Origin of the sequence: Pseudomonas baltica (genome assembly GCF_014235765.1) — a bacterium.
Classification (GTDB): domain Bacteria; phylum Pseudomonadota; class Gammaproteobacteria; order Pseudomonadales; family Pseudomonadaceae; genus Aquipseudomonas; species Aquipseudomonas baltica.
Genome location: NZ_JACMYH010000001.1, coordinates 1,834,214 through 1,856,370 on the forward strand (window position 1 = coordinate 1,834,214; position 22,157 = coordinate 1,856,370).

Consider the following 22,157-nt stretch of genomic DNA (forward strand, 5'->3'; position numbering starts at 1 on the left):
GCTGTCGCCCCGGCGGGGCTCGCGCAGCTTATAGGCTGGGCAGGCATAAAAAAACCCCGGCCATCGCTGGCCGGGGTTTTTCTTACCTGAGGACAGGTAGAGCGCGGGGCTCGCTTACATCATGCCGCCCATGCCACCCATGCCGCCCATGTCTGGCATGCCGCCGCCAGCCGAGCCTTCGGCTTTCGGCTTGTCGGCAATGGCCGCTTCGGTGGTCAGGATCAGACCACCGATGGAAGCTGCAGCCTGCAAGGCCGAACGGGTCACCTTGGTAGGATCCAGGATGCCCATTTCGATCATGTCGCCGTAGACGCCAGTTGCAGCGTTGTAACCGTAGTTACCATTGCCGTTCTTGACTTCGTTGACGACGACGCTTGGCTCGTCGCCGGAGTTTGCAGCGATCTGGCGCAGCGGTGCTTCGACTGCGCGACGCAGTACAGCTATACCTACGTTCTGATCAGCGTTGTCGCCGGTCAGGTTGGTCAGCGCTTCCAGAGCACGGATCAGTGCAACGCCACCGCCAGGTACCACGCCTTCTTCGACGGCTGCGCGGGTTGCGTGCAGGGCGTCTTCAACGCGGGCTTTCTTCTCTTTCATTTCAACTTCGGAGCCAGCGCCAACCTTGATCACTGCAACGCCGCCAGACAGCTTGGCCAGACGTTCCTGCAGTTTTTCACGGTCGTAGTCCGAGGAAGTTTCGGCAACCTGGGCACGGATCTGGTTGATACGGGACTGGATGTCGCCTTCAACGCCAGCACCGTCGACGATGATGGTGTTTTCCTTGGAAATGGTCACGCGCTTGGCGCTGCCCAGGTTTTCCAGGGTGGCACTTTCCAGGCTCAGGCCGATCTCTTCGGAGATAACGGTACCGCCGGTCAGTACGGCGATGTCCTGCAGCATGGACTTGCGACGATCGCCGAAGCCCGGCGCCTTGACGGCAGCGACTTTGACGATACCGCGCATGTTGTTCACGACCAGAGTCGCCAAGGCTTCGCCTTCGACGTCTTCGGAAACGATCAGCAGTGGGCGGCCGGCCTTGGCAACAGCTTCCAGCACCGGAAGCATTTCACGGATGTTGGAGATTTTCTTGTCGACCAGCAGGATCAGCGGGCTGTCCAGCTCGGCGACCATGGTCTCAGGCTTGTTGACGAAGTACGGGGACAGGTAGCCACGGTCGAACTGCATGCCTTCTACAACCGACAGCTCGTTTTCCAGGCCACTGCCTTCTTCAACGGTGATCACGCCTTCTTTACCGACTTTTTCCATGGCTTCGGCAATGATGTCGCCGATGGAGCTGTCGGAGTTGGCGGAAATGGTGCCGACCTGAGCGATGGCCTTGGTATCGGCGCACGGCTTGGACAGGTTTTTCAGCTCGGCAACAACGGCGATGGTCGCCTTGTCGATGCCGCGCTTGAGGTCCATCGGGTTCATGCCGGCAGCGACGGCCTTGTAGCCTTCGTTGACGATGGCCTGAGCCAGAACGGTAGCGGTCGTGGTGCCGTCGCCTGCGTCATCGTTGGCACGGGAGGCAACGTCTTTGACCAGCTGCGCGCCCATGTTTTCGAAACGGTCTTCGAGCTCGATTTCCTTGGCAACGGAAACGCCGTCCTTGGTGATGGTCGGAGCGCCGAAGCTCTTCTCGATGATCACGTTACGGCCTTTCGGGCCCAGGGTCGCTTTTACCGCGTCAGCCAGGACGTTGACACCAGTCAGCATTTTCTTGCGGGCGGAGTCGCCGAATTTAACTTCTTTAGCAGCCATGATCGATTTCCTTGAATACTGGGTAGTAACGGGAGTTCAGTGGTTTCAGCCTTCGACGACGGCGAGGATCTCGCTCTCGCTCATCACCAGCAGGTCTTCACCGTCGACCTTGACGGTGTTGCTGCCCGAGTAAGGGCCGAATACCACCTTGTCACCCACTTTGACGGCCAGCGCACGAACTTCGCCGCTCTCCAGGATCTTGCCGGTGCCCACTGCGACGATTTCGCCACGGTTGGGTTTTTCAGCGGCCGAACCTGGCAGAACGATACCGCCAGCGGTTTTGGACTCTTCTTCGCTGCGACGGATAACGACGCGGTCATGCAGAGGACGAAGCTTCATTGTCGATCTCTCCTAATTATGGTTTTCATCGGCCGGTGTGTACCGGCGGTGTGGATCTTCCGGCGTAACCGGTCGCGTCTTGCACCGCAAGACGCGGGAACATGTGTGGCGCAATCGCCACAAACCTTGCGGTGACCCATACATGAGGTCGGCGCGAGCGATTACAAGGGCCGGGCTGAAAAAATTTGCAGGCAAAGCTGCAAGAGAAACGGCGCCCGAGGGCGCCGTTGACAGGTTGCAGCAGGTGTTCAGCGGTCCGGACGCGACGTGTCGCGACCGACCACTTCGCCTTCGATCACCTCGCCTTCGATGACGTGAGCCCGGTAGGCCTGGGCCGGGCCACCCGGGGGCGGCATGTCGTCGGCGAACGCGCGCTGGCGCATGGCTTGCGCCTGGGCACGCTCGCGTACCTTGCGGATCAGGAAGTGCCGGGTGAATGGCAGCAGGCACAGCACAGCCAGCAGATCGCTGATGAAGCCGGGCACGATCAGCAGTACGCCGCCGACGGCGGTGACCAGACCATTGAACATCTGCTCGGCAGGCAGCTCGCCGCGCTGCAGGCTGGCTCGGGTACGCAGGACGGTGGCCAGCCCGGCGACGCGCATGACCAGCACACCCAATGCCGAACCGGCGATGATGAGCAGCAGCGCGGGAAAGAACCCGATCGCCGTGCTCACCTTGAAGAAGACGTACAGTTCCAGCACGGGGAACAACAGGAACAGCAATAGAAAAGCGCGCATCAAATGGTTTCCTCTACGGAAGAATGCCTTCCAGTAGACCCTAGATGACGTCAATAAATCGTTAATTCAAGGTGGCGACCCATCAGTCGCTTAAGCCAGTCCCGCGAAACCCGCGCCAGCCGGGCCTCGCAGACTTGTGTCGGCGTATTGCAATGTTACCAGGCGACACCGAAACCGGCGGTGTAGCGGGTACTGTCCAAGTCCGCACCACTGGTGCCGCTGACCAGGTCCTTCTCGGCCTTGAGGTTCAACGACGCCCATTCGGTAACCTTGTAGCGCAGGCCCATTTCGGCATCCAGGCTGTAGTCGGCGACGTTGCCGATCGGCTTGCCGAGTTCGCCGCGGGTGAAGAACTCGACCGTCTTGCCGATCAGGTAGCGGTTGTAGTCCCACTTCATGGCCAGCGAATAGAAGTTGTCCTTGTCGCCGTCGGCATACTGGTAGTCGGTGCGGTTGATCAAGCCACCGAGGGAGAACGCACCCAGTTCGTCGTCCCAGAACTGGTAGCCGGGGCCGGTACCCACGGTGCGCTGACGCTCCAGGTCCTCGATCTTGTCACGCTTGTAATCAACCCGGCCCTGCCAGAACCACTGATCGGTGAGGAAGCGGTCAAGGGAGTATTCGAGATCGAAATTGTCGGTCGTAACGATGCTGTCCTGGGACTCGCGGTTGTACTCGCCAGAGCCGATATGACGCCACTTGCCGTGCCTGGCGGTGGTCTTGAAGGCGACGTTGTAGTCGTCGGTATCGGTTTCGGCGCGCTTGTAGTCCAGGCCCAGATCGACGTTGCCCTTGATCTGCAGATCGGTGACCACCGGCTTGGGTTTGATGATCTGCTGGATGCTGGCCAACTCGACGGTCTTCGGTGCATCACCGTTCTGCAGGATGACCTTGCCGTCTTCGGCGGCCTTGAACGACTTGGTTTTCTCGCCGATGTAGTCATCCTGCTTGACCAGCAGTTCCTGGTCGCTTTCCATAGTCTTGATCTGTTTCCAGTCCAGAGGAATCGAACCACCGTATTCAGTCTTCACCATCAGCTTGCCACCGTCGAACACGGTAATCTTGCCGGAGATACGGTCGCCGTTCTTCAACCAGACTGTATCGGCAAACGTCACGGAAGAGGTGGAAGCCAGGGCAAGGCACAGCAGGGTTCTAGGCAACATAGGCGGATTCTGGGTGCTCTGAAGTGTAGGAAATGCGGCATTATTCGGTAGGACAAGATCCGAGCAAGGACAGACCCCGAGATGACAGACGAGTTCAATTCTCAACTGCAAAATACTCCGGATCAGGCTGCGGCCGTTCGCCGCACTGCGCTGTACACCGTGCTGGCTCAGGTACCGGAGGGCAAAGTGGTGACCTATGGACAGTTGGCCGAACTGGCCATGCTCGGGCGGGCGGCCCGCTGGGTCGGACGTACCCTGAGCCAACTGCCGGACGGTACCCGCTTGCCCTGGCACCGTGTGGTTGCCGCTGGCGGGCGGCTGAGCCTGGCGGCAGGCACGTGCAGCGGGGCCGAACAACGCGCACGCCTGCGTGGCGAAGGCGTACTGATCATGAAGAATCGCGTGGATATGGCACGCCATGGCTGGCGTCCGGAGCAGGCATGCGGTTAGAGTGCGCGCTTTGTTTCGCAAACTGAGGCAGATTCCAGCCCATGCCCCGTAAAACCTGGCGCGCCGCGCTCGCCGCTTATGCCAGCCCTTCCACCGTTGTGCTTCTGCTGCTCGGTTTCGCTGCCGGCCTGCCGTACATGCTGGTGTTTTCAACCCTGTCGGTGTGGTTGCGTGAAGCGGGCGTCGCCCGTGAAACCATCGGTTACGCCAGCCTGATCGGTCTGGCCTATGCCTTCAAATGGGTATGGTCGCCGCTGCTCGACCAGTGGCGGCTGCCACTGCTCGGCAAGCTGGGCCGGCGCCGTTCCTGGCTGGTTCTGGCCCAGGCTCTGGTGATCCTCGGCCTGGTGGGCATGAGTTTCTGCGACCCGCAGAAGCATCTGTCGTGGTTGATCGCGATTGCCGTGGTGGTCGCGTTCGCCTCGGCCACTCAGGACATCGCGGTAGACGCCTACCGCCTGGAAATCGCCGAAGACCAGCGCCAGGCCGCCCTCGCCGCCAGCTACATGGCCGGCTATCGCGTGGCCGCGCTGCTGGCCACCGCCGGTGCGCTGTACTTCGCCGAAGGCTTCGGTTCCACCGGCTTCGCCTATCTGCACCAGGCCTGGGCCAACACGTACCTGCTGTTCGGTGTGCTGATGGTACCGGCACTGATCACTACCCTGATCATGCGCGAACCCCCGGTAGCCCTGCGCACGCAATTGTCCGCAGCGCGCTACGGCTTCAGCCACCAACTGATGTCGGTGTTCGTGCTGATCGTGTTGCTGGTGTCGGTGCCGGCGATGTTCACCCAGTTGTACAACACCGATTTTGCCAGCGTGCTGTTCGGCAGCCAGAGCCTGATCGACCTGCTGCTCGAAGACCGGGCATTCCTGCGTGCGCTGCTCTACATAATCCTGACTGCGGTGTGCCTGTCTTCGGTCGGTCGCCGCGGGTTGGCTCCCGTGCTCACACCGATCAACGATTTCATCCTGCGCTACCGCTGGCAGGCATTGCTGCTGCTGGGCCTGATCGCGACCTACCGGATGTCCGATACGGTGATGGGTGTCATGGCCAACGTCTTCTACATCGACCAAGGCTTCACCAAGGACCAGATCGCCAGCGTCAGCAAGATCTTCGGCCTGATCATGACCCTGCTCGGCGCCGGCTTCGGCGGCCTGCTGATCGTGCGCTTCGGCATCCTGCCCATTCTGTTCATCGGTGGCATCACGTCGGCGGGGACCAACCTGCTGTTCCTGATGCTGGCCGACATGGGGCCGAATCTGCAGATGCTGGTGCTGACCATCTCGCTGGACAACTTCAGCTCCGGGCTCGCCACTTCGGCCTTCGTCGCCTACCTGTCGAGCCTGACCAACCTCAAGTTCTCGGCGACCCAATACGCCCTGCTGAGCTCGATCATGCTCCTCCTGCCGCGCCTGATCGGGGGCTACTCAGGGGTCATGGTCGAGAAGTTCGGCTACCACAATTTCTTCCTCATCACCGCCCTGCTCGGTGTGCCGACCCTGCTGCTGATCGCCCTGCACTGGAAGCAGGAGAATGCCCGCATCGCGCGCGACGGGCCTGACGAAGAACCCTCCTGACAAAAAAAAGCCCCGGCCATGATGACCGGGGCTTTTTCGTGAAGCGTTGCGAACCTACTTGGCTTCTCCTTCCTGCATCACCCGAATCACACGCTGCGGAAACGGAATGTCGATGCCTTCGGCACGCAGGCGATCGCGAATCTCGCCGTTGAGCATATTGGTCACGCCGCCGAAGTCGCCAGTGTTCACCCAGATCCGCAGGGACACGGTGATCGAGCTGTCGCCCAGGGCCGCCACGACGGCCTCGGGTGCCGGGGTCTGCAACACGCGTGGGTCCTTGGCCAGGTCCAGCAGGATCTCGCGGGCTTTTTGCAGGTCGGCGTCGTAATCCACCCCGATATCGAAGGTGATCTTGCGCGTAGGCTGACGGTTGGTGTTGGTGATGATGCCGTTGGACAGGTTGCCGTTGGGCAGGATCACCGTGCGGTTGTCGCCGGTGCGCAACACGGTATGGAAGATCTGGATGGAGTCGACCGTACCACTCACACCCTGGGCTTCGATCCAGTCGCCGATGCGAAAGGGACGGAACAGCAGGATCAGCACGCCGCCGGCGAAGTTCGCCAGGCTGCCTTGCAGGGCCAGGCCGATGGCCAGGGTCGCACCACCGATGGCGGCGACGAACGAGGTCGTCTCGATACCGATCATCGAGGCCACGCTGACCATCAAGAGGATCTTCAGGATGATATTGGCGATCGTGCCGATGAAGTTCTGCAGCGCCAGATCGATGTGACGCAGGGCCAGCAGTTTCTGCAGGTTGGCGGTGACTCGGTTGATCAACCACCAACCCACGCACAGCACCACCAAGGCGAGGATCACCTTGCTGCCGTACTGCATGACCATCGGAATCCAGGCCTGCGAGGCCTGGACCAGATGATTGACTTCCGCGTTCAAATCCATGGGGTTCTCCTACCGCCTTCGTTCAAGCGTCGTTCAAGAAAAGCGTGCGATAACCGGCAAAGACCGGCTCGGGCGTACCGGCGCCACGATCTGAAAGGCCACGGCAAGCCCGGCGCCAGAGGCTCCGGCCGCACTGATGCTCCGACGCCGGTCGCCTGGCAAGGTTCAGCCCGGCCCGCCGTTCTTCATCAATCGCGAAAGTTGTTGAACTGCAGCGGCATGCCGAATTCCTTCGCGCGCAGGGCAGCGATTGCCTCCTGCAAGTCATCGCGTTTCTTGCCGGTGATGCGCACCTGCTCACCCTGGATGGCAGCCTGCACCTTGAGCTTGGCGTCCTTGACGTGAGCGACGATCTTCTTCGCCAGTTCCTTCTCGATACCTTCGCGCAGGATCGCTTCCTGCTTCATTTCCTTACCCGAGGCGTAGGCATCCTTGACCTCGAGGCATTGCACGTCGATCTTGCGCTTGACCAGTGCCAGCTTGAGAATCTCGATCATGGCTTCCAGCTGGTACTCGGCTTCGGCGGTCAGGGTGACCGTCAGCTCCTTGAATGCGAAACTGCCTTTCCCCTTGAGATCGTAACGGCGATCCAGCTCCTTGATGGCGTTGTCGACCGCGTTGGTGACTTCGTGCTTGTCCAACTCGGACACTACGTCGAACGAGGGCATGTGTTTCCTCCAGAATTGATCGGCGGCTCGTTGAAAGAAGGAGCACGCCTGGCTTGACGATTGAAATGCCCGCTCATTATAAGGGAGCCGGCATCGTGAAATGCCACCCCACCGCTTGAATTCAGGCATGGGTCATCACTTTCCACACGAGCCTGACATGCGCAACCTCCCCCCAAGCAATGCGGCCGCCGACGAACCAGCGCTGGTCGTCGCAGAACCGCCGGCAGCCCGATCCTGGCATGTGTTGGGCGCGGGCAGCCTGGGTACGTTGTGGGCGTGCCGCCTGGCCCGCGCGGGCTTGCAGGTGCAGCTGCTATTGCGCAATGCCGCGCGCCTGCAGGCCTACCGCGCAGCCGGTGGCTTGCGCTTGATCGAAAGCGGCGAGGCCAGCGTTCACTGCCTGCCGGCCACCGACGTGGCCGCCGAGGGCGCGATCACCCGCCTGTTGCTGACCTGCAAGGCCTACGATGCGCAAGCGGCCATTGCCAGTGTCGCCGCGCGGCTGGCACCCGGCGCCGAAGTGATCCTTCTGCAGAACGGCATGGGCAGTCAGCAGGCGGTGGCCGAAATGCTGCCGCAGGCGCGCTGTATCTATGCCTCGACCACCGAAGGCGCCTACCGTGCCGCCGATTTCCAGGCGGTTTTCGCCGGGCAGGGCTTTACCTGGCTGGGCGATGCCGACCCGGCCTGCCCCACCCACCCTGCAGCCTTGCTGGCCGATCTGGAGCGTGCCGGCATCGCTCATCAGTGGACACCCAGTATCCATTCGCGCCTGTGGCGCAAGCTGGCGCTCAACTGCGCGATCAACCCGCTGACCGTGCTGTACGGCTGTCGCAATGGCGCGTTGGCGAACCATCACGACGAAGTGGCCATCCTTTGCGCCGAGCTGGCACAGCTGCTGGGCGCGTGCGGGCAGGTGGACGCGGCTCAGGGGCTGCACGAAGAAGTGCAACGGGTTATCCAGGCGACCGCTGCCAATTACTCTTCGATGTACCAGGACGTCGACCAGGGTCGCCGCACCGAAATCGACTATCTGCTGGGCTACGCCTGCCAAGCCGCGTTGGAGCGGCACTGCGAGGTGCCACATCTGCAAGCACTGCAGGCGCGGCTGGTGCGGGCCTTGAACAAGACCTGAGACCGCAGCGCGCTCTTCGCGGCCACCGACCGCTCCTACGGAGGGACGCACGATCTCCGTAGGAGCGGTCCGTGGCCGCGAAACAGCCGCGCGGTGAATCAGGCATACCGCAGCGCGCCCTTCGCGGCCACCGACCGCTCCTACGGAGGGACTCACAATTTCCGTAGGAGCGGTCATCGGCCGCGAAACAGGCGCCGCGGTGTATCAGGCGAACCGCGGGATTTGCAAAACAGGTTTGCTACACTGGCGCTCTGCCCTGCCGTGGAAGCGACCCGCCAATGCCCTTGCGCCAGAGACTCGAAAACCTGCCGGTTGGCCAGAAACTGCTGGCGGCCCTGCTGGTGCTGTTGACCACGGTCCTGCTGGTCGCCAACCTGACGTTCATCAGTGCCGCCTACTGGATTTCCCAGGAAAGCATGGCGCCCCAGGCCTTGCAGACCATCGGCCGACTGCTGGCCAACCCTGGCCTTGCGCAGCGGGCGGTGCGCTCGCCGCAGGACGCCGAAGCGCTGCTCGAAGAGCTCAACAGCTATTCCCCGTTGCGCGCCGCCGCCATCTACGACGCCCAGGGCGAGCGCCTGGCCCAGTTGCAGCACGGCGACCGGCTGAAGATGCCGGCCCGCTTCGCCAGCATCGAAGCCTGGCGCTCCACCGAATTCCGCAGCACCCAGTTGGTGCCTCTCCCCAGTGCCGGCCATCTGCTGCTGGTGGCCAGCAGCGAACTGCCCGTGGCGTTCTACACCGGCACCCTGACTGCCAGCCTGGGCATCCTGGTGTTCAGCGTGCTGTTGTGGATGATCATCGCCCGGCAGATCAAGCGCTTGATCACCCAACCCATCTATCGCCTCGAAGAGCTGTCGCGCCAGGTCACCCGCGAAGAAAACTACGCCTTGCGCGCCGGCCGCGGCAACCACGACGAGATCGGCAGCCTGGCGGAAGCCTTCAACACCATGCTCTCGCGCATCGAGGCCCGCGAACAGCAACTCAAGCGTGCCCGCGACGAGTCCCAGGCCGCCTACGACCAGGCCCAGGGGCTGGCCGAAGAAACTCGCCACACCAACCGCAAGCTCGAACTCGAAGTCCAGGTGCGCAGCAAGATCGAGAAGAAACTCACCGGCTTTCAGAACTACCTCAACAGCATCATCGACTCCATGCCTTCGGCACTCATTGCCCTCGACGAGCAGCTGTACGTCACCCAATGGAATCAGGAAGCCAGCGCACTTTCCGGAACACCGCTGGACGAGGCGCTCAATCAACCAATCTTTCTTGCATTCGCCCCGCTCAAACCGTTCCTGCCGCAGCTCAAGACCACGGTCGAACAGCACACGGTGGCCAAGATCGAGCGGGTCACCTGGGTCAAGGACGACACCCCACACCATTACGCGCTGACCTTCTATCCGCTGATGGGCGGTGCCGGCCGCGGCGTGGTGATTCGCATCGACGACATCACCCAGCGCCTGTCCCTGGAAGAGATGATGGTGCAGTCGGAAAAGATGCTCTCGGTGGGGGGGCTGGCCGCCGGCATGGCCCACGAAATCAACAACCCCCTGGGCGCGATCCTGCACAACGTGCAGAACGTCAGGCGCCGCCTTTCGGCCGACCTGCCGAAGAACCTCGAACAGGCCAGCGATGCCGGTGTCGATCTGGCAGCAGTGAACGCCTACCTGCAAGGGCGCGAAATCCCGCAGCTGCTCGACGGCATTCAGCAGGCCGGTGCACGGGCAGCCAAGATCGTCACCCACATGCTCAGCTTCAGCCGCCGCAGCACGCGGGAAATGGCGCCGTGCGACCTGCCTGCCCTGATCGACCAGGCGGTGGAGATCGCCGGCAACGACTTCGACCTGGCGATCGGTTTCGACTTCAAGGGACAAAACATCGTGCGCCAGTTCGACCCGGCGCTGGGCCCGGTACCGGGCACGGCCAACGAGCTGGAGCAAGTGCTGCTCAACCTGCTGAAAAACGCCGCGCAGGCCATCCACCAGCGCAACGACGAGCACGAGCCGGGGCGCATCATCCTGCGCACCCGGCTGAGCCCGCCGTGGGCGGAAATCCAGGTCGAGGACAACGGCGTGGGCATGCCCGAAAGCGTACGCAAGCGTACGTTCGAGCCCTTCTTCACCACCAAGGAGATTGGCCAGGGCACCGGCCTGGGCCTGTCGGTGTCCTACTTCATCATCACCAACAACCACAAGGGCCAGATGGAAGTGCAATCCAGCCCTGGCCAGGGCACCTGCTTCACCCTGCGCCTGCCGTTGGCCGGCAATCCGCTGCCCCTCACCACCACGGAGATATGAGCATGGGCTTTCGCCTGACGAAGATTTACACGCGCACCGGCGACCAGGGCGAAACCGGGCTTGGCGATGGACGTCGGGTGCCCAAGGACCATCCGCGAGTCGAGGCTATTGGCGAAGTGGACACCTTGAACAGCCAGTTGGGCGTGCTGCTGGCGGGATTGACGGAAGATCCGCGCCTGAACGAGGTGTACGAGGTGCTTGCGCCCTGCCAGCATCGGCTGTTCGATCTGGGTGGTGAGTTGGCCATGCCCGCGTACCAGGCACTCGATGCTGGCGAAGTGGAGCGTCTGGAAACGGCCATCGATACCTGGAACGACGAAGTCGGCGCGTTGGAGAATTTCATTCTGCCAGGCGGTTCGATGCTGATCGCCCAGGCCCATGTCTGTCGCAGCCTGGCACGCAGTGCCGAGCGCCGCTGTCAGCAGCTCAATGCCGTGGAGCCTTTGTCAGCGGTGAGCCTGGCGTACATCAATCGGCTTTCGGACCTGCTGTTCGTGGCGGCGCGGATCATCGCTCGACGCCAGGCTATTGCCGAGATTCTTTGGCAGCCTGCCAAGCCGTGAGAGTGGCGCAGGCTGCAGGTCGCCAGTACCGCGTCAGGTCAGTGGGTCTTGAGGGACAGCTGACGCGGCTTGCGCCGCTGCTACAGGGGCCAGGGCGGCTACAGGGTTGGCCAGAACGCGCGGATGCCTGCGACGCCCTGCGCGCCGATCTCCCAAGCCTTCGCCTGATCCTGCGGACCCATCCCGCCCAGTAGATAGACCGGCTGGTTGAAACCCTCGATCAAACCATGCGCCTGATCCCATCCCAACGGCTGGGCATCGGGATGCGTGAGGGTCGGTTGCACCGGCGACAGGGTGATGAAATCCACCCCCATCTGCCGCGCCAGCGCCAGCTCCTCGGCGTCGTGACAAGAGGCCGCCAGCCAACGCTCCTGAGGAAACGGCCGGCCCTTGCTGGCGTACTTGCGCAACTGCGCCGACGTCAGGTGCCAACCGGCCGAAGGGAAATCGCCCAGCCATTCCAGCGGCCCCTTGAGCATCAACTGGGCCTTGCCGGCGCACAACCCCACTGCGTCCACCGCCAGGTCGCGGTACTGCGGATCGTAGCCATTGGGTGCACGCAGTTGCAGCAGCTTGATGCCACCGGCAATCGCCTTCTGCATCCCGCGCAACAAGGTCGGGTTATCGAGCCCATCCGGAGTGATGAGATATTCACCGGGCAGGCTCGCTGCCGCGACGATGGGACGATTAGCTGCCGGAAACTCGTAGCCCGGCAACTCGCGGGCCTTGACCCACGCCACGGGTTGACCTTCGACGCCGTGCGGCTGGCCAGTGAACTCGGTCACTTCCCAGACATCCAGCAACACCTGCTTGTCGGCATAGTCGTGATGCACCTTGATCAATGGCCGCGCCTGGCCGACCTCGATCCCCAGTTCTTCGCGCAGCTCCCGCGCCAGCGCCGTCTGCACCGTCTCGCCGGCCTCGACCTTGCCGCCGGGAAACTCCCATAAACCGCCCTGGTGCTGGGCATCGGCACGGCGGGCAATCAAGATACGGTTATCTGCGCCACGGATCACCGCGGCGGCTACATGCACTCGTTTCACGCATTCTCCAGGCCGCACTGAGCTACCAACGCCCAGGTGCACCATGGAGCACACCCGGGCCTGACCGTCAGGTACGGTATTCGGCGTTGATCTTCACATATTCATGGGACAGGTCGGTGGTCCAGATGGTCTCGCTGCAATCGCCGCGGCCCAGCTCGATACGAATGCCGATTTCTGCCTGCGCCATCACCGCCGAACCCTGCTCCTCGGTATAGGTGGCCGCACGCGCGCCACGACTGGCGATGCACACCTCGCCCAGGAACACATCGATCTTGCTGACATCCAGTTCCGGCACGCCTGCACGGCCGACGGCCGCCAGGATGCGCCCCCAGTTCGGATCGGAGGCGAACAAGGCGGTCTTGATCAGCGGCGAGTGAGCCACGGTGTAGGCCACGTCCAGGCATTCCTGGTGGTTGCTGCCGCCGTTGACCTGGACGGTGACGAACTTGGTCGCCCCTTCACCGTCGCGCACGATGGCCTGGGCCACTTCCATGCACACTTCGAAGACCGCCTGCTTCAGCGCCGCGAACAACGGGCCGCTGGCCTCGCCGACCTCCGGCAATGCCGCCTGCCCGGTAGCCACCAGCATGCAGCAGTCGTTGGTCGACGTGTCGCCGTCGATGGTGATGCGGTTGAACGACTTGTTGGCGCCGTCGCGCAGCAGATCCTGCAGTACGTGGGGCGCGACCTTGGCGTCGGTGGCAATGTAGCCAAGCATGGTCGCCATATTTGGCCGGATCATGCCCGCACCTTTGCTGATCCCGGTCACGGTGACCGTCACGCCGTCGTGCTGGAACTGGCGGCTGGCGCCTTTGGGCAGGGTATCGGTGGTCATGATGCCAGTGGCCGCGGCGGCCCAGTTATCCACCGACAGGTCGTCGAGAGCGGCCTGCAGGGCCCCTTCGATCTTCTCCACGGGCAGAGGCTCGCCGATCACTCCGGTGGAAAACGGCAGCACGGCGCTGGCGTCCACCCCGGCCAATTCGGCGAGCCGCGCCGTGGTGCGCTCGGCGGCAGCCAGGCCGGGCTCACCGGTACCGGCGTTGGCATTGCCGGTGTTGGTCAGCAGGTAACGCACAGCGCCGCCCACGCGCTGCCGGGAGACGATGACCGGTGCCGCACAGAACGCATTCAGGGTGAACACGCCAGCGACGCTGGAACCCTCGGCGCAGCGCATGACCACCACGTCCTTGCGGCCGGGGCGTTTGATGCCGGCGCTGGAGATGCCCAGCTCGAAACCGGGAACCGCATGCAGCGTGGGCAGTGGACCAAGACCAACAGCCATGTGAGCACTCCTTTGAAGACTGTACGGCGTAGCGTCGACGCCGCCATTGAATGGACGAACGCCGCGATCGGATCACCGAAATCCACCGCAGGAGCGGTCAGCGGCCGCGAAACAGACGACGCGGTAACCTGCCACACCGTGTCGTACTTTTCGCGGCCACTGACCGCTCCTACGGGGAGCCGGCGTCAGTCGCGGCGTGCTACTGCTTGAAGCAATGTGCGGCGATCAGTCGATCTTGCCGTGGCAATGCTTGAACTTCTTGCCTGAACCACACCAGCACAGCTCGTTGCGGCCCAGTTTCTGGTCATTGCGCACCGGCTCCGACACCGTGGCGGCAATCACTTCGGCGTCCTCCGCCAAGGCTTCGGGCTGATCCAGGCCTGGCGCAGGAGCGTGTTCGAACTGCATGCGCGCAGCCAGCTCCTCGGCATCGCGACGCAGACGAGCCTCTTCCTCGACCGGATCTTCGCGGCGCACCTGAACGTGGGAAAGCACACGGATGGTGTCGCGCTTGATCGAATCCAGCAGCTCCTGGAACAGGCTGAACGACTCGCGCTTGTATTCCTGCTTCGGGTTCTTCTGGGCGTAGCCGCGCAGGTGGATACCGTGACGCAGGTGGTCCATGGTCGACAGGTGATCTTTCCACAGGTCATCGAGCACGCGCAGCAGGATCTGCTTCTCGAAGGTGCGCAACGCATCGGCGCTGGCCTGGTCTTCCTTCTCGGTGTAGGCCGCCAGCAGCTCGGCCATGACTTTCTCGCGCAGCGTTTCTTCGTAGAGCTTGTCGTCGGCGTCCAGCCACTGCTGGATCGGCAGGCTCACACCGAAATCGGTCTGCAGCGCCGCTTCCAGACCGGCCACGTCCCACTGCTCGGGCAGCGACTGTGGCGGAATGTGCTGGGCGAACAGCTGGCCCAGCACTTCCTGGCGGAAGTCGGCAATGGTGTCACCGACGTTGTCGGACGCCAGCAGACTGTTGCGCATGTGGTAGATGACCTTGCGCTGCTCGTTGGCGACGTCGTCGAATTCGAGCAATTGCTTGCGAATGTCGAAGTTGCGGCCTTCGACCTTGCGCTGGGCCTTTTCGATGGCGTTGGTCACCATGCGATGTTCGATGGCTTCACCGGACTGCATGCCCAGCGCCTTCATGAAGTTCTTCACCCGGTCGGATGCGAAGATGCGCATCAGGCTGTCTTCCAGCGACAGGTAGAAGCGGCTGGAACCGGCATCACCCTGGCGACCGGCACGGCCACGCAACTGATTGTCGATACGGCGTGATTCGTGACGCTCGGAGGCGATCACATGCAGGCCACCGGATTCGAGCACCTGCTGGTGACGCTTCTGCCAGTCGGCCTTGATCTGGGCAATCTGCTCCGGCGACGGGTCCTCGAGGGAAGCCACTTCGACCTCCCAGTTGCCGCCCAGAAGAATGTCGGTACCACGGCCGGCCATGTTGGTGGCAATGGTCAGCGCACCTGGACGACCGGCCTGCGCGATGATCTCGGCTTCCTTCTCGTGGAACTTGGCGTTGAGCACCTTGTGCTCGATGCCTTCCTGGTTGAGCAGGCGCGACATGTGCTCGGAGGTTTCGATGGTGGCCGTACCCACCAGCACCGGCCGGCCCTGGGCCATGCTTTCCTTGATGTCGGTGACGATGGCGGCGTATTTCTCGTCCGCAGTCAGGTACACCAGGTCGTTGAAGTCCTTGCGCGCGAGCGGCTTGTTCGGCGGAATGACCATCACGTTGAGCTGATAGATCTGGGCGAATTCGAACGCCTCGGTATCGGCCGTACCGGTCATGCCCGACAGTTTGTTGTACAGGCGGAAGTAGTTCTGGAACGTGGTCGAGGCGAGCGTCTGGCTCTCGGCCTGAATGTTCAGATTTTCCTTGGCCTCGATGGCCTGGTGCAGGCCCTCGGACAGGCGACGGCCCGGCATGGTACGACCGGTGTGCTCGTCGACCAGCAGGATCTGGCCGTCCTGGACGATGTACTCGACGTTGCGGTTGAACAGCTTGTGCGCACGCAGGCCGGCATACACGTGGGTCAGCAGGCCCAGGTTGTGCGCCGAATAAAGGCTCTCGCCCTCGGCCAGCAGACCGGCGCGGGTGAGCATTTCCTCGATGTACTGGTGGCCGGCTTCGTTGAGTTCGACCTGGCGGGTCTTCTCGTCGATGCTGTAGTGGCCTTCCTTGGTTACCTGACCTTCCACTTCCTCGATGTGCTGCTCGAGTTGCGGAATCAGGCGGTTGATTTCGGTGTACAGCTTGGAGCTGTCCTCGGCCTGACCGGAAATGATCAGCGGCGTGCGGGCTTCGTCGATGAGGATGGAGTCGACTTCGTCGATCACGGCGAAATTCAGCTCGCGCTGGAATTTCTCTTCCATGCTGAACGCCATGTTGTCGCGCAAATAGTCGAAACCGAATTCGTTGTTGGTGCCGTAGGTGATGTCGGCGGCGTAGGCCAGACGCTTCTCGTCCGGCGGCGCGAACGGCGTGACCACGCCCACGGTCAGGCCCAGGTACTCGTACAGCGGACGCATCCAGTTGGCGTCGCGACGGGCCAGGTAGTCGTTGACCGTGACCACATGCACGCCCTTGCCGGACAGCGCATTGAGGTAAACGCCCAGGGTCGCCACCAGGGTCTTGCCTTCACCTGTACGCATTTCGGCGATCATGCCTTCGTGCAGGGTGAGGCCGCCGATCAGCTGGACATCGAAGTGCCGCATGCCCATGACGCGCTTGCCGGCTTCGCGGCACACGGCGAAAGCTTCGGGCAGCAGTTGGTCGAGGGTCTCGCCTTTTGCCAGGCGGGCCTTGAACTCTGCGGTCTTGGCGCGCAGCTGCTCGTCCGAAAGGGCCACCATCTGCTCTTCGAAGGCATTGACGGCTTGTACCGTCTTGAGCATGCGTCGTACTTCACGCTCGTTCTTGCTTCCAAAAAGTTTCTTTAACAAAGGCGCAAACATATTGGCAGGATCTTCCACACATAGGGATGGAGGGCGGCCCCGTGAGTCGCCCGTGCAGCCCTCATGGCCGCATGCGAACGAGCATTCTACCCGGAAACGATGGAGAGGAAAGTGGCGCGATGTCCACGATGCTGGCACAGCGTTGTGACGGGGCGGTTTTACAATAAGGGCTTTTTCGCCAACTTCAACCCGCAAGCTGCAGATGTCATCTATTCGAACGTTCACAGGCCCGCCGGTGTACCCACGTAAAACGGTGACGACAAGGGATTCTGTTAACATGCCGACTCTGTAACCTCAGGTGTATCTCCATGGTCTTTCGGCCCCTTCCCGCCCGGGCTCCAGCGGTGCTGCTGCGCGAAGCCAAGCCGCTCAAGGCCTTGTTCAGCCATGCCCAGCGCCTGTCGCACCTGCAGCGCCTGCTCGAGAGCCAGCTGCAGCCTGCGGCGCGCGAGCATTGCTACGTTGCCTCGTGGCGCGAAGGCAGCCTGTTGCTGATCGTCACCGACGGCCACTGGGCTACGCGCCTGCGCTATCAGCAAAAGCGCCTGCAGCGCGACCTGCAGGCCCTGGAGGAATTCGGCAGCCTGACCCGTATCCTGTTCAAGGTGCAGCCGCCCACGGTGCAGAGCAAGGCCGGAGAGCGCAGCATCGATCTGTCCATCGGCGCGGGCGAGAACATTCAGGCCACCGCCGACGGCATCAGCGATCCGAATCTGCGCGCCGCGCTGGAGCGCCTGGCAGCCCACGCCAAACGCGTGCGCTGAACCCGCTGGCAATGCCCTGGGCATCCCGAACGCCACGCAAAAAAAAGCCACCCAATGGGTGGCCTATAAAATGTGTAACCAGAAAAGAGAGGTTGTATCAACCCAACGCAGCTGGCCGCATGTAGGAGATCGGTACCGTACTGGCATCTTCGAACGTGACCACTTCCCACGCATCGTCCTGCTCGAGCAGACGACGCAGAAGCTGGTTGTTCAGTGCGTGGCCCGACTTGTAGCCACGGAATTCGCCAATCAGGCTGTTGCCCAGCTGATAGAGATCGCCGATTGCATCGAGGATCTTGTGCTTGACGAACTCGTCTTCGTAACGAAGACCGTCCTCGTTCATGACGCCTGCCTCGTCCACCACGATAGCGTTCTCGACGCTGCCGCCCAGTGCACGATTGTGCTTGCGCAGGTACTCAAGGTCGCTCATGAAACCGAACGTGCGAGCGCGACTGACTTCCTTCACGAAGGACGTGCTGGAGAAGTCGACACTGGCACTCTGGGTGCGATCCTTGAACACAGGATGATCGAAATCTATCTCGAAGCTCACCTTGAAACCTTCGAAAGGCAGGAAGGTGGCGCGCTTGTCGCCCTCCGTCACTGTCACTTCACGCAGGATGCGGATGAATTTCTTCGGCGCGTCCTGTTCTTCCAGGCCAGCCGATTGAATCAGGAATACGAAGGGTCCGGCGCTGCCATCCATGATCGGCACTTCGGACGCGGAGAGCTCGACGTAGGCGTTATCGATTCCCAGGCCCGCCATGGCCGACAGTAGATGCTCTACGGTATCGACCTTGACATCGCCATTGACCAAAGTGGTGGACATCGTGGTAGCGCCGACATTGTGGGCGCGCGCAGGAATCTGCACGACCGGATCAAGGTCGACACGGCAGAACACGATGCCGGTATCCACGGGCGCAGGCTTCAAGGTCAGGTAGACCTTCTCACCGGAGTGCAGACCGACGCCTGTGGCACGGATAATATTCTTCAGGGTGCGTTGTTTAATCATGGCATTGGCCGCTTCAGCGCAAATTGCGAACTGGTATCAACAAAGGCTGGCGATGATAGCAGACCGAACCTTTGCTGAACACCAATCACCCTAATACCCCTGATAAATTGCATCAATCGGCCTGACGACGCAGGAAGGCCGGGATGTCCAGATAATCCAGGTCATCCTGTGGGTTCAGCTTGGCCGCTGCGGCAGCACCGGCGTGGGCCTGGTTGCGCATCACGGTCGGACGATCCAGGTCGCGGTAGTTCACCGACGGTGCGTCCTGGCGAGCCGGCTGCTGCGACGGTGGCGGCGTCTGCGCTGCGGTCTGCATGGTGTTATCGATGACCTTCACAGGTTTCTCGATCTTCGCGCCCAGGCCGGTGGCCACGACGGTCACGTGCAGCTCGTCGCGCATGTCCGGGTCGATGACGGTACCCACCTTGACCATCGCGTGGTCGGAGGCGAACGCTTCGATGATGCTACCCACGTCGGAGTATTCACCCAGCGACAGGTCGGGACCTGCGGTGATGTTGACCAGAATGCCGCGAGCGCCCTGCAGGTTGACGTCCTCGAGCAGCGGGTTGCGAATGGCCGCTTCGGTGGCCTCGCGCGCGCGGTTCGGGCCGCTGGCGCAGCCGGTCCCCATCATCGCCATGCCCATTTCGCTCATCACGGTACGAACGTCGGCGAAGTCGACGTTGATCATGCCCGGACGCTTGATGATGTCGGAGATACCGCGAACGGCACCGGCCAGCACGTCGTCGGCCTTGGCGAACGCCGACAGCAGGCTGGCGTCCTTGCCCAGGATTGTCAGCAGCTTCTCGTTGGGAATGGTGATCAACGAGTCGACGCTTTCGGACAGCATGCGAATGCCTTCGTCGGCGATCTGCATGCGCTTGCGGCCTTCGAACGGGAACGGACGGGTCACGACCGCAACGGTCAGGATGCCCATTTCCTTGGCCACTTCGGCGATGATCGGCGCAGCACCGGTACCGGTACCGCCGCCCATGCCGGTGGTGATGAAGACCATGTTGGTGCCTTGCAGCACTTCGGCGATGCGCTCGCGGTCTTCCATCGCGGCCTGACGGCCGACTTCAGGGTTGGCGCCAGCGCCCAGGCCCTTGGTCACGCCGGTACCCAGTTGCAGGATGGTGCGCGCGCCGATGTTCTTGAGTGCCTGAGCATCGGTGTTGGCGCAGATGAATTCAACGCCTTCGATGTTGCTCTTGACCATGTGGTTGACGGCGTTGCCGCCGCCGCCGCCGACACCGATAACCTTGATTACCGGGCTTTGCGGGATGTTGTCTACGAGTTCGAACATGTGCCCTCTCCTTTCTCTATTTGTGTGCGCCTACCGCTACTGCCGTTTTGAATCAGAAATTGCCTTGCACCCAACGCTTCAGCCGTTCCAGCACCGGAGCCTTGGTGTCATCGCTGTAATTGCCGCTGTTGCTGATACCTGACAGGTTCAAGCCATCGGACTGTTTCTGCAGGCCATACATCAGCAGGCCCACGCCGGTGGAATAGATCGGGTTGCTGATGACGTCGCTCAGCCCCCGCACGCTATGCGGTACGCCCAGGCGCACCGGCATGTGGAAGATTTCTTCGGCCAGCTCGACCGCGCCTTCCATTTTTGCCGTACCACCGGTCAGCACGATGCCGGCCGGGATGAGGTCTTCGTAGCCGCTGCGACGCAGCTCGGCCTGAATCAGGGTGAACAGCTCGTCGTAGCGCGGCTCGACGACTTCGGCCAGCGCCTGGCGCGACAGCTCGCGCGGAGGACGGTCGCCGACACTGGGCACCTTGATGGTTTCGCCGGCGCCGGCCAACTTGGCCAAGGCACAGGCGTAACGGATCTTGATTTCTTCGGCGTACTGCGTCGGTGTGCGCAGGGCCATGGCGATGTCGTTGGTGACCTGATCGCCCGCGATGGGAATGACCGCGGTGTGGCGAATGGCGCCTTCGGTGAAGATGGCGATATCGGTGGTGCCGCCGCCGATGTCGACCAGGCAGACACCCAGCTCTTTCTCGTCATCGGTCAGCACCGAATAGGCCGAGGCCAGCTGCTCGAGAATGATGTCGTCGATTTCCAGGCCGCAGCGGCGCACGCACTTCTCGATGTTCTGCGCCGCGTTGACGGCGCAGGTGACCACATGGACCTTGGCTTCCAGACGCACGCCGGACATCCCCAGAGGCTCGCGCACGCCTTCCTGGTTGTCGATCACGTAGTCCTGCGGCAGGGTGTGCAATACGCGCTGATCGGCGGGAATCGCCACGGCCTGGGCCGCGTCCAGAACCCGCTCCAGGTCAGCGGTGCTGACCTCGCGGTCGCGAATGGCCACGATACCATGGGAGTTCAGGCTGCGGATGTGGTTACCGGCGACGCCGACGAACGCCGAGTGAATGCGGCAACCGGCCATCAGCTGGGCTTCCTCGACCGCGCGCTGGATCGACGCCACGGTCGACTCGATGTTCACCACCACGCCCTTCTTCAGGCCGCGCGAGGGGTGGGTACCGATCCCGACGATGTCCAGCGTACCGTCGGCTGCCACCTCGCCCACCAGCGCCACCACCTTGGAGGTGCCGATGTCCAGCCCGACGATCATTTTGCCGCTTTGAACGTTTGCCATGGTCCTGCCTCTTGTCAATTCTTCGCGACGGCGGGCTTGTCCGCAGTCGGGGCGCTCGGTTCACGCCAGCCCACGGCCAGGCCGTTTGCATAGCGCAGGTCGATACGCGCGATATTCGTGATCTGGTCTTTGAGTGTCTTGTCGTAAATGGCGATAAAGCGGCGCATTTTTTCCAGCAAGTGGTCACGTCCCAGCAACAGCTCGATGCCCGGGCCGGCGCTTCCTGCGCCTGTGGTGAGAAACCAGCTGCCGCGTTCGGTCAGTTCCAGTCGGGCAACCGAATAGCCCAGTGGACGCAACATCTGACTCAGCACCTGGTATTGCTGCATCACCTGCTGTTGGGCCCGTACCGGGCCGAACAACTGCGGCAAGTGTTCGTAGTTGCCCAGTTCGCGAGGCGCGAACGCCTGGCCCTGGTTGTTGAGCAGCGATTCGTTGCCCCAGCGCGCGACCGGCAGTTGCTCCTCCAGGCGGATCACCACCTGGTCGGGCCACACTCGACGCACTTCGGCGTGGGCGATCCAGGGCATGGTTTCCAGCTCGGTGCGCATGCGGGTCAGGTCGATGCTGAAGAACGTCATGCCGACATAAGGCTGGATGCGCTCCTGCACCGACTGCTGGTTGATGTAGGCCAGGTCGCCCTGTACAGACACCTTGGTGATCGGGCGATCGGCGTAGGGCATAAGGTACTGGGCACCTTCGTAGGTGCCAAAGCCCAGACCCACCAACAGCACCGGCCACATCAGCTTCCTGAAGATGCTGAAATTGGCCTTGGGCAGGCGCACCGACAGTGGCTCCTTGGCCACCATACGGCTGGCGCCACGCGGCACCGGCTTGTTGCGGCCGATGGCGGGTGACTGATGGCGAATCATTGGGCCGTGCAT

19 protein-coding genes are annotated in these 22,157 nt (G+C 62.3%); 6 read left to right on the forward strand and 13 right to left on the reverse strand.

The window, feature by feature from the left end; all coding sequences use genetic code 11:
* Positions 1-114 precede the first annotated feature (114 nt).
* From groL to H7993_RS08220, 4 genes are all read right to left on the reverse strand, one after another.
* On the reverse strand, positions 115-1,761 hold the full coding sequence (gene groL, locus H7993_RS08205) for a chaperonin GroEL (protein WP_122479446.1): 1,647 nt from the start codon (positions 1,759-1,761) through the stop codon (positions 115-117).
* A gap of 45 nt (positions 1,762-1,806) precedes the next feature.
* Positions 1,807-2,100, reverse strand: a complete 294-nt coding sequence (locus H7993_RS08210) for a co-chaperone GroES (protein ID WP_122479447.1) — start codon at positions 2,098-2,100, stop codon at positions 1,807-1,809.
* Positions 2,101-2,348: 248 nt separating this feature from the next.
* Entirely contained in the window at positions 2,349-2,840 is a 492-nt protein-coding gene (locus H7993_RS08215; RefSeq protein ID WP_122479448.1) for an FxsA family protein, read from the reverse strand.
* Between the two features lie 155 nt (positions 2,841-2,995).
* Positions 2,996-4,003 (reverse strand): DUF481 domain-containing protein, encoded by a 1,008-nt coding sequence (locus H7993_RS08220; protein WP_185794023.1) that lies wholly within the window; start codon positions 4,001-4,003, stop codon positions 2,996-2,998.
* Between the two features lie 81 nt (positions 4,004-4,084).
* Between H7993_RS08220 and H7993_RS08225 the strand changes: the two genes are divergently transcribed.
* Positions 4,085-4,453 (forward strand): MGMT family protein, encoded by a 369-nt coding sequence (locus H7993_RS08225; RefSeq protein WP_122479450.1) that lies wholly within the window; start codon positions 4,085-4,087, stop codon positions 4,451-4,453.
* 41 nt (positions 4,454-4,494) lie between these two features.
* Positions 4,495-6,033: an AmpG family muropeptide MFS transporter gene (locus H7993_RS08230; RefSeq protein WP_122479451.1), complete on the forward strand. Its 1,539-nt coding sequence runs from the start codon at positions 4,495-4,497 to the stop codon at positions 6,031-6,033.
* Positions 6,034-6,087: 54 nt separating this feature from the next.
* Here the strand turns inward: H7993_RS08230 and H7993_RS08235 are convergent, their stop codons facing one another.
* Complete coding sequence (locus H7993_RS08235; RefSeq protein ID WP_122479452.1) at positions 6,088-6,930, reverse strand: mechanosensitive ion channel family protein; 843 nt, start codon at positions 6,928-6,930, stop codon at positions 6,088-6,090.
* A 188-nt stretch (positions 6,931-7,118) separates the two neighbouring features.
* The gene (locus H7993_RS08240) at positions 7,119-7,598 is read right to left on the reverse strand and encodes a YajQ family cyclic di-GMP-binding protein (RefSeq protein WP_122479453.1); all 480 of its coding nucleotides are present in this window, start codon (positions 7,596-7,598) and stop codon (positions 7,119-7,121) included.
* A gap of 157 nt (positions 7,599-7,755) precedes the next feature.
* On the opposite strand from H7993_RS08240, the gene H7993_RS08245 reads away from it, so the two are divergent.
* The 3 genes from H7993_RS08245 (at position 7,756) to H7993_RS08255 (ending at position 11,590) form a co-directional block, all read left to right on the forward strand.
* The gene (locus H7993_RS08245; RefSeq protein WP_185794024.1) at positions 7,756-8,733 is read left to right on the forward strand and encodes a putative 2-dehydropantoate 2-reductase; all 978 of its coding nucleotides are present in this window, start codon (positions 7,756-7,758) and stop codon (positions 8,731-8,733) included.
* Between the two features lie 278 nt (positions 8,734-9,011).
* Positions 9,012-11,027: an ATP-binding protein gene (locus H7993_RS08250; protein WP_185794025.1), complete on the forward strand. Its 2,016-nt coding sequence runs from the start codon at positions 9,012-9,014 to the stop codon at positions 11,025-11,027.
* Between the two features lie 2 nt (positions 11,028-11,029).
* Positions 11,030-11,590 (forward strand): cob(I)yrinic acid a,c-diamide adenosyltransferase, encoded by a 561-nt coding sequence (locus H7993_RS08255; protein WP_185794026.1) that lies wholly within the window; start codon positions 11,030-11,032, stop codon positions 11,588-11,590.
* A 98-nt stretch (positions 11,591-11,688) separates the two neighbouring features.
* On the opposite strand, the gene H7993_RS08260 is transcribed toward H7993_RS08255, so the two are convergent.
* From H7993_RS08260 to secA, 3 genes are all read right to left on the reverse strand, one after another.
* Positions 11,689-12,633, reverse strand: coding sequence for a Nudix family hydrolase (locus tag H7993_RS08260; RefSeq protein ID WP_185794027.1), 945 nt, complete (start codon positions 12,631-12,633; stop codon positions 11,689-11,691).
* Between the two features lie 67 nt (positions 12,634-12,700).
* Complete coding sequence (gene argJ / locus H7993_RS08265) at positions 12,701-13,918, reverse strand: bifunctional glutamate N-acetyltransferase/amino-acid acetyltransferase ArgJ (RefSeq protein WP_185794028.1); 1,218 nt, start codon at positions 13,916-13,918, stop codon at positions 12,701-12,703.
* Positions 13,919-14,143: 225 nt separating this feature from the next.
* Entirely contained in the window at positions 14,144-16,885 is a 2,742-nt protein-coding gene (gene secA / locus H7993_RS08270; protein ID WP_185794029.1) for a preprotein translocase subunit SecA, read from the reverse strand.
* A gap of 308 nt (positions 16,886-17,193) precedes the next feature.
* On the opposite strand from secA, the gene H7993_RS08275 reads away from it, so the two are divergent.
* On the forward strand, positions 17,194-17,649 hold the full coding sequence (locus tag H7993_RS08275; protein WP_122479460.1) for a DUF721 domain-containing protein: 456 nt from the start codon (positions 17,194-17,196) through the stop codon (positions 17,647-17,649).
* A 97-nt stretch (positions 17,650-17,746) separates the two neighbouring features.
* Here H7993_RS08275 and lpxC read toward each other — a convergent pair whose 3' ends face one another.
* From lpxC to H7993_RS08295, 4 genes are all read right to left on the reverse strand, one after another.
* Positions 17,747-18,658 carry a UDP-3-O-acyl-N-acetylglucosamine deacetylase gene (lpxC, locus tag H7993_RS08280; RefSeq protein WP_043186858.1) on the reverse strand — a complete coding sequence of 304 codons (912 nt, stop codon included), beginning with the start codon at positions 18,656-18,658 and terminating at the stop codon, positions 17,747-17,749.
* 112 nt (positions 18,659-18,770) lie between these two features.
* Complete coding sequence (gene ftsZ, locus H7993_RS08285) at positions 18,771-19,964, reverse strand: cell division protein FtsZ (RefSeq protein ID WP_049860625.1); 1,194 nt, start codon at positions 19,962-19,964, stop codon at positions 18,771-18,773.
* Between the two features lie 52 nt (positions 19,965-20,016).
* Positions 20,017-21,273 (reverse strand): cell division protein FtsA, encoded by a 1,257-nt coding sequence (ftsA, locus tag H7993_RS08290; protein ID WP_122479461.1) that lies wholly within the window; start codon positions 21,271-21,273, stop codon positions 20,017-20,019.
* Positions 21,274-21,287: 14 nt separating this feature from the next.
* Positions 21,288-22,157, reverse strand: coding sequence for a cell division protein FtsQ/DivIB (locus H7993_RS08295; RefSeq protein ID WP_122479462.1), 870 nt, complete (start codon positions 22,155-22,157; stop codon positions 21,288-21,290).

What these genes read in the sequence shown, in the direction of transcription:
- H7993_RS08225 (WP_122479450.1), top strand. Translation starts at nt 4,085, where the DNA reads ATGACAGACGAGTTCAATTCTCAACTGCAAAATACTCCGGATCAGGCT.
- argJ (WP_185794028.1), bottom strand. Translation starts at nt 13,918, where the DNA reads ATGGCTGTTGGTCTTGGTCCACTGCCCACGCTGCATGCGGTTCCCGGT.
- H7993_RS08240 (WP_122479453.1), bottom strand. Translation starts at nt 7,598, where the DNA reads ATGCCCTCGTTCGACGTAGTGTCCGAGTTGGACAAGCACGAAGTCACC.
- H7993_RS08275 (WP_122479460.1), top strand. Translation starts at nt 17,194, where the DNA reads ATGGTCTTTCGGCCCCTTCCCGCCCGGGCTCCAGCGGTGCTGCTGCGC.
- H7993_RS08210 (WP_122479447.1), bottom strand. Translation starts at nt 2,100, where the DNA reads ATGAAGCTTCGTCCTCTGCATGACCGCGTCGTTATCCGTCGCAGCGAA.
- lpxC (WP_043186858.1), bottom strand. Translation starts at nt 18,658, where the DNA reads ATGATTAAACAACGCACCCTGAAGAATATTATCCGTGCCACAGGCGTC.
- groL (WP_122479446.1), bottom strand. Translation starts at nt 1,761, where the DNA reads ATGGCTGCTAAAGAAGTTAAATTCGGCGACTCCGCCCGCAAGAAAATG.
- H7993_RS08255 (WP_185794026.1), top strand. Translation starts at nt 11,030, where the DNA reads ATGGGCTTTCGCCTGACGAAGATTTACACGCGCACCGGCGACCAGGGC.
- H7993_RS08250 (WP_185794025.1), top strand. Translation starts at nt 9,012, where the DNA reads ATGCCCTTGCGCCAGAGACTCGAAAACCTGCCGGTTGGCCAGAAACTG.
- secA (WP_185794029.1), bottom strand. Translation starts at nt 16,885, where the DNA reads ATGTTTGCGCCTTTGTTAAAGAAACTTTTTGGAAGCAAGAACGAGCGT.
- H7993_RS08245 (WP_185794024.1), top strand. Translation starts at nt 7,756, where the DNA reads ATGCGCAACCTCCCCCCAAGCAATGCGGCCGCCGACGAACCAGCGCTG.
- H7993_RS08220 (WP_185794023.1), bottom strand. Translation starts at nt 4,003, where the DNA reads ATGTTGCCTAGAACCCTGCTGTGCCTTGCCCTGGCTTCCACCTCTTCC.
- ftsZ (WP_049860625.1), bottom strand. Translation starts at nt 19,964, where the DNA reads ATGTTCGAACTCGTAGACAACATCCCGCAAAGCCCGGTAATCAAGGTT.
- H7993_RS08215 (WP_122479448.1), bottom strand. Translation starts at nt 2,840, where the DNA reads ATGCGCGCTTTTCTATTGCTGTTCCTGTTGTTCCCCGTGCTGGAACTG.
- H7993_RS08230 (WP_122479451.1), top strand. Translation starts at nt 4,495, where the DNA reads ATGCCCCGTAAAACCTGGCGCGCCGCGCTCGCCGCTTATGCCAGCCCT.
- H7993_RS08235 (WP_122479452.1), bottom strand. Translation starts at nt 6,930, where the DNA reads ATGGATTTGAACGCGGAAGTCAATCATCTGGTCCAGGCCTCGCAGGCC.
- H7993_RS08295 (WP_122479462.1), bottom strand. Translation starts at nt 22,157, where the DNA reads ATGCACGGCCCAATGATTCGCCATCAGTCACCCGCCATCGGCCGCAAC.
- ftsA (WP_122479461.1), bottom strand. Translation starts at nt 21,273, where the DNA reads ATGGCAAACGTTCAAAGCGGCAAAATGATCGTCGGGCTGGACATCGGC.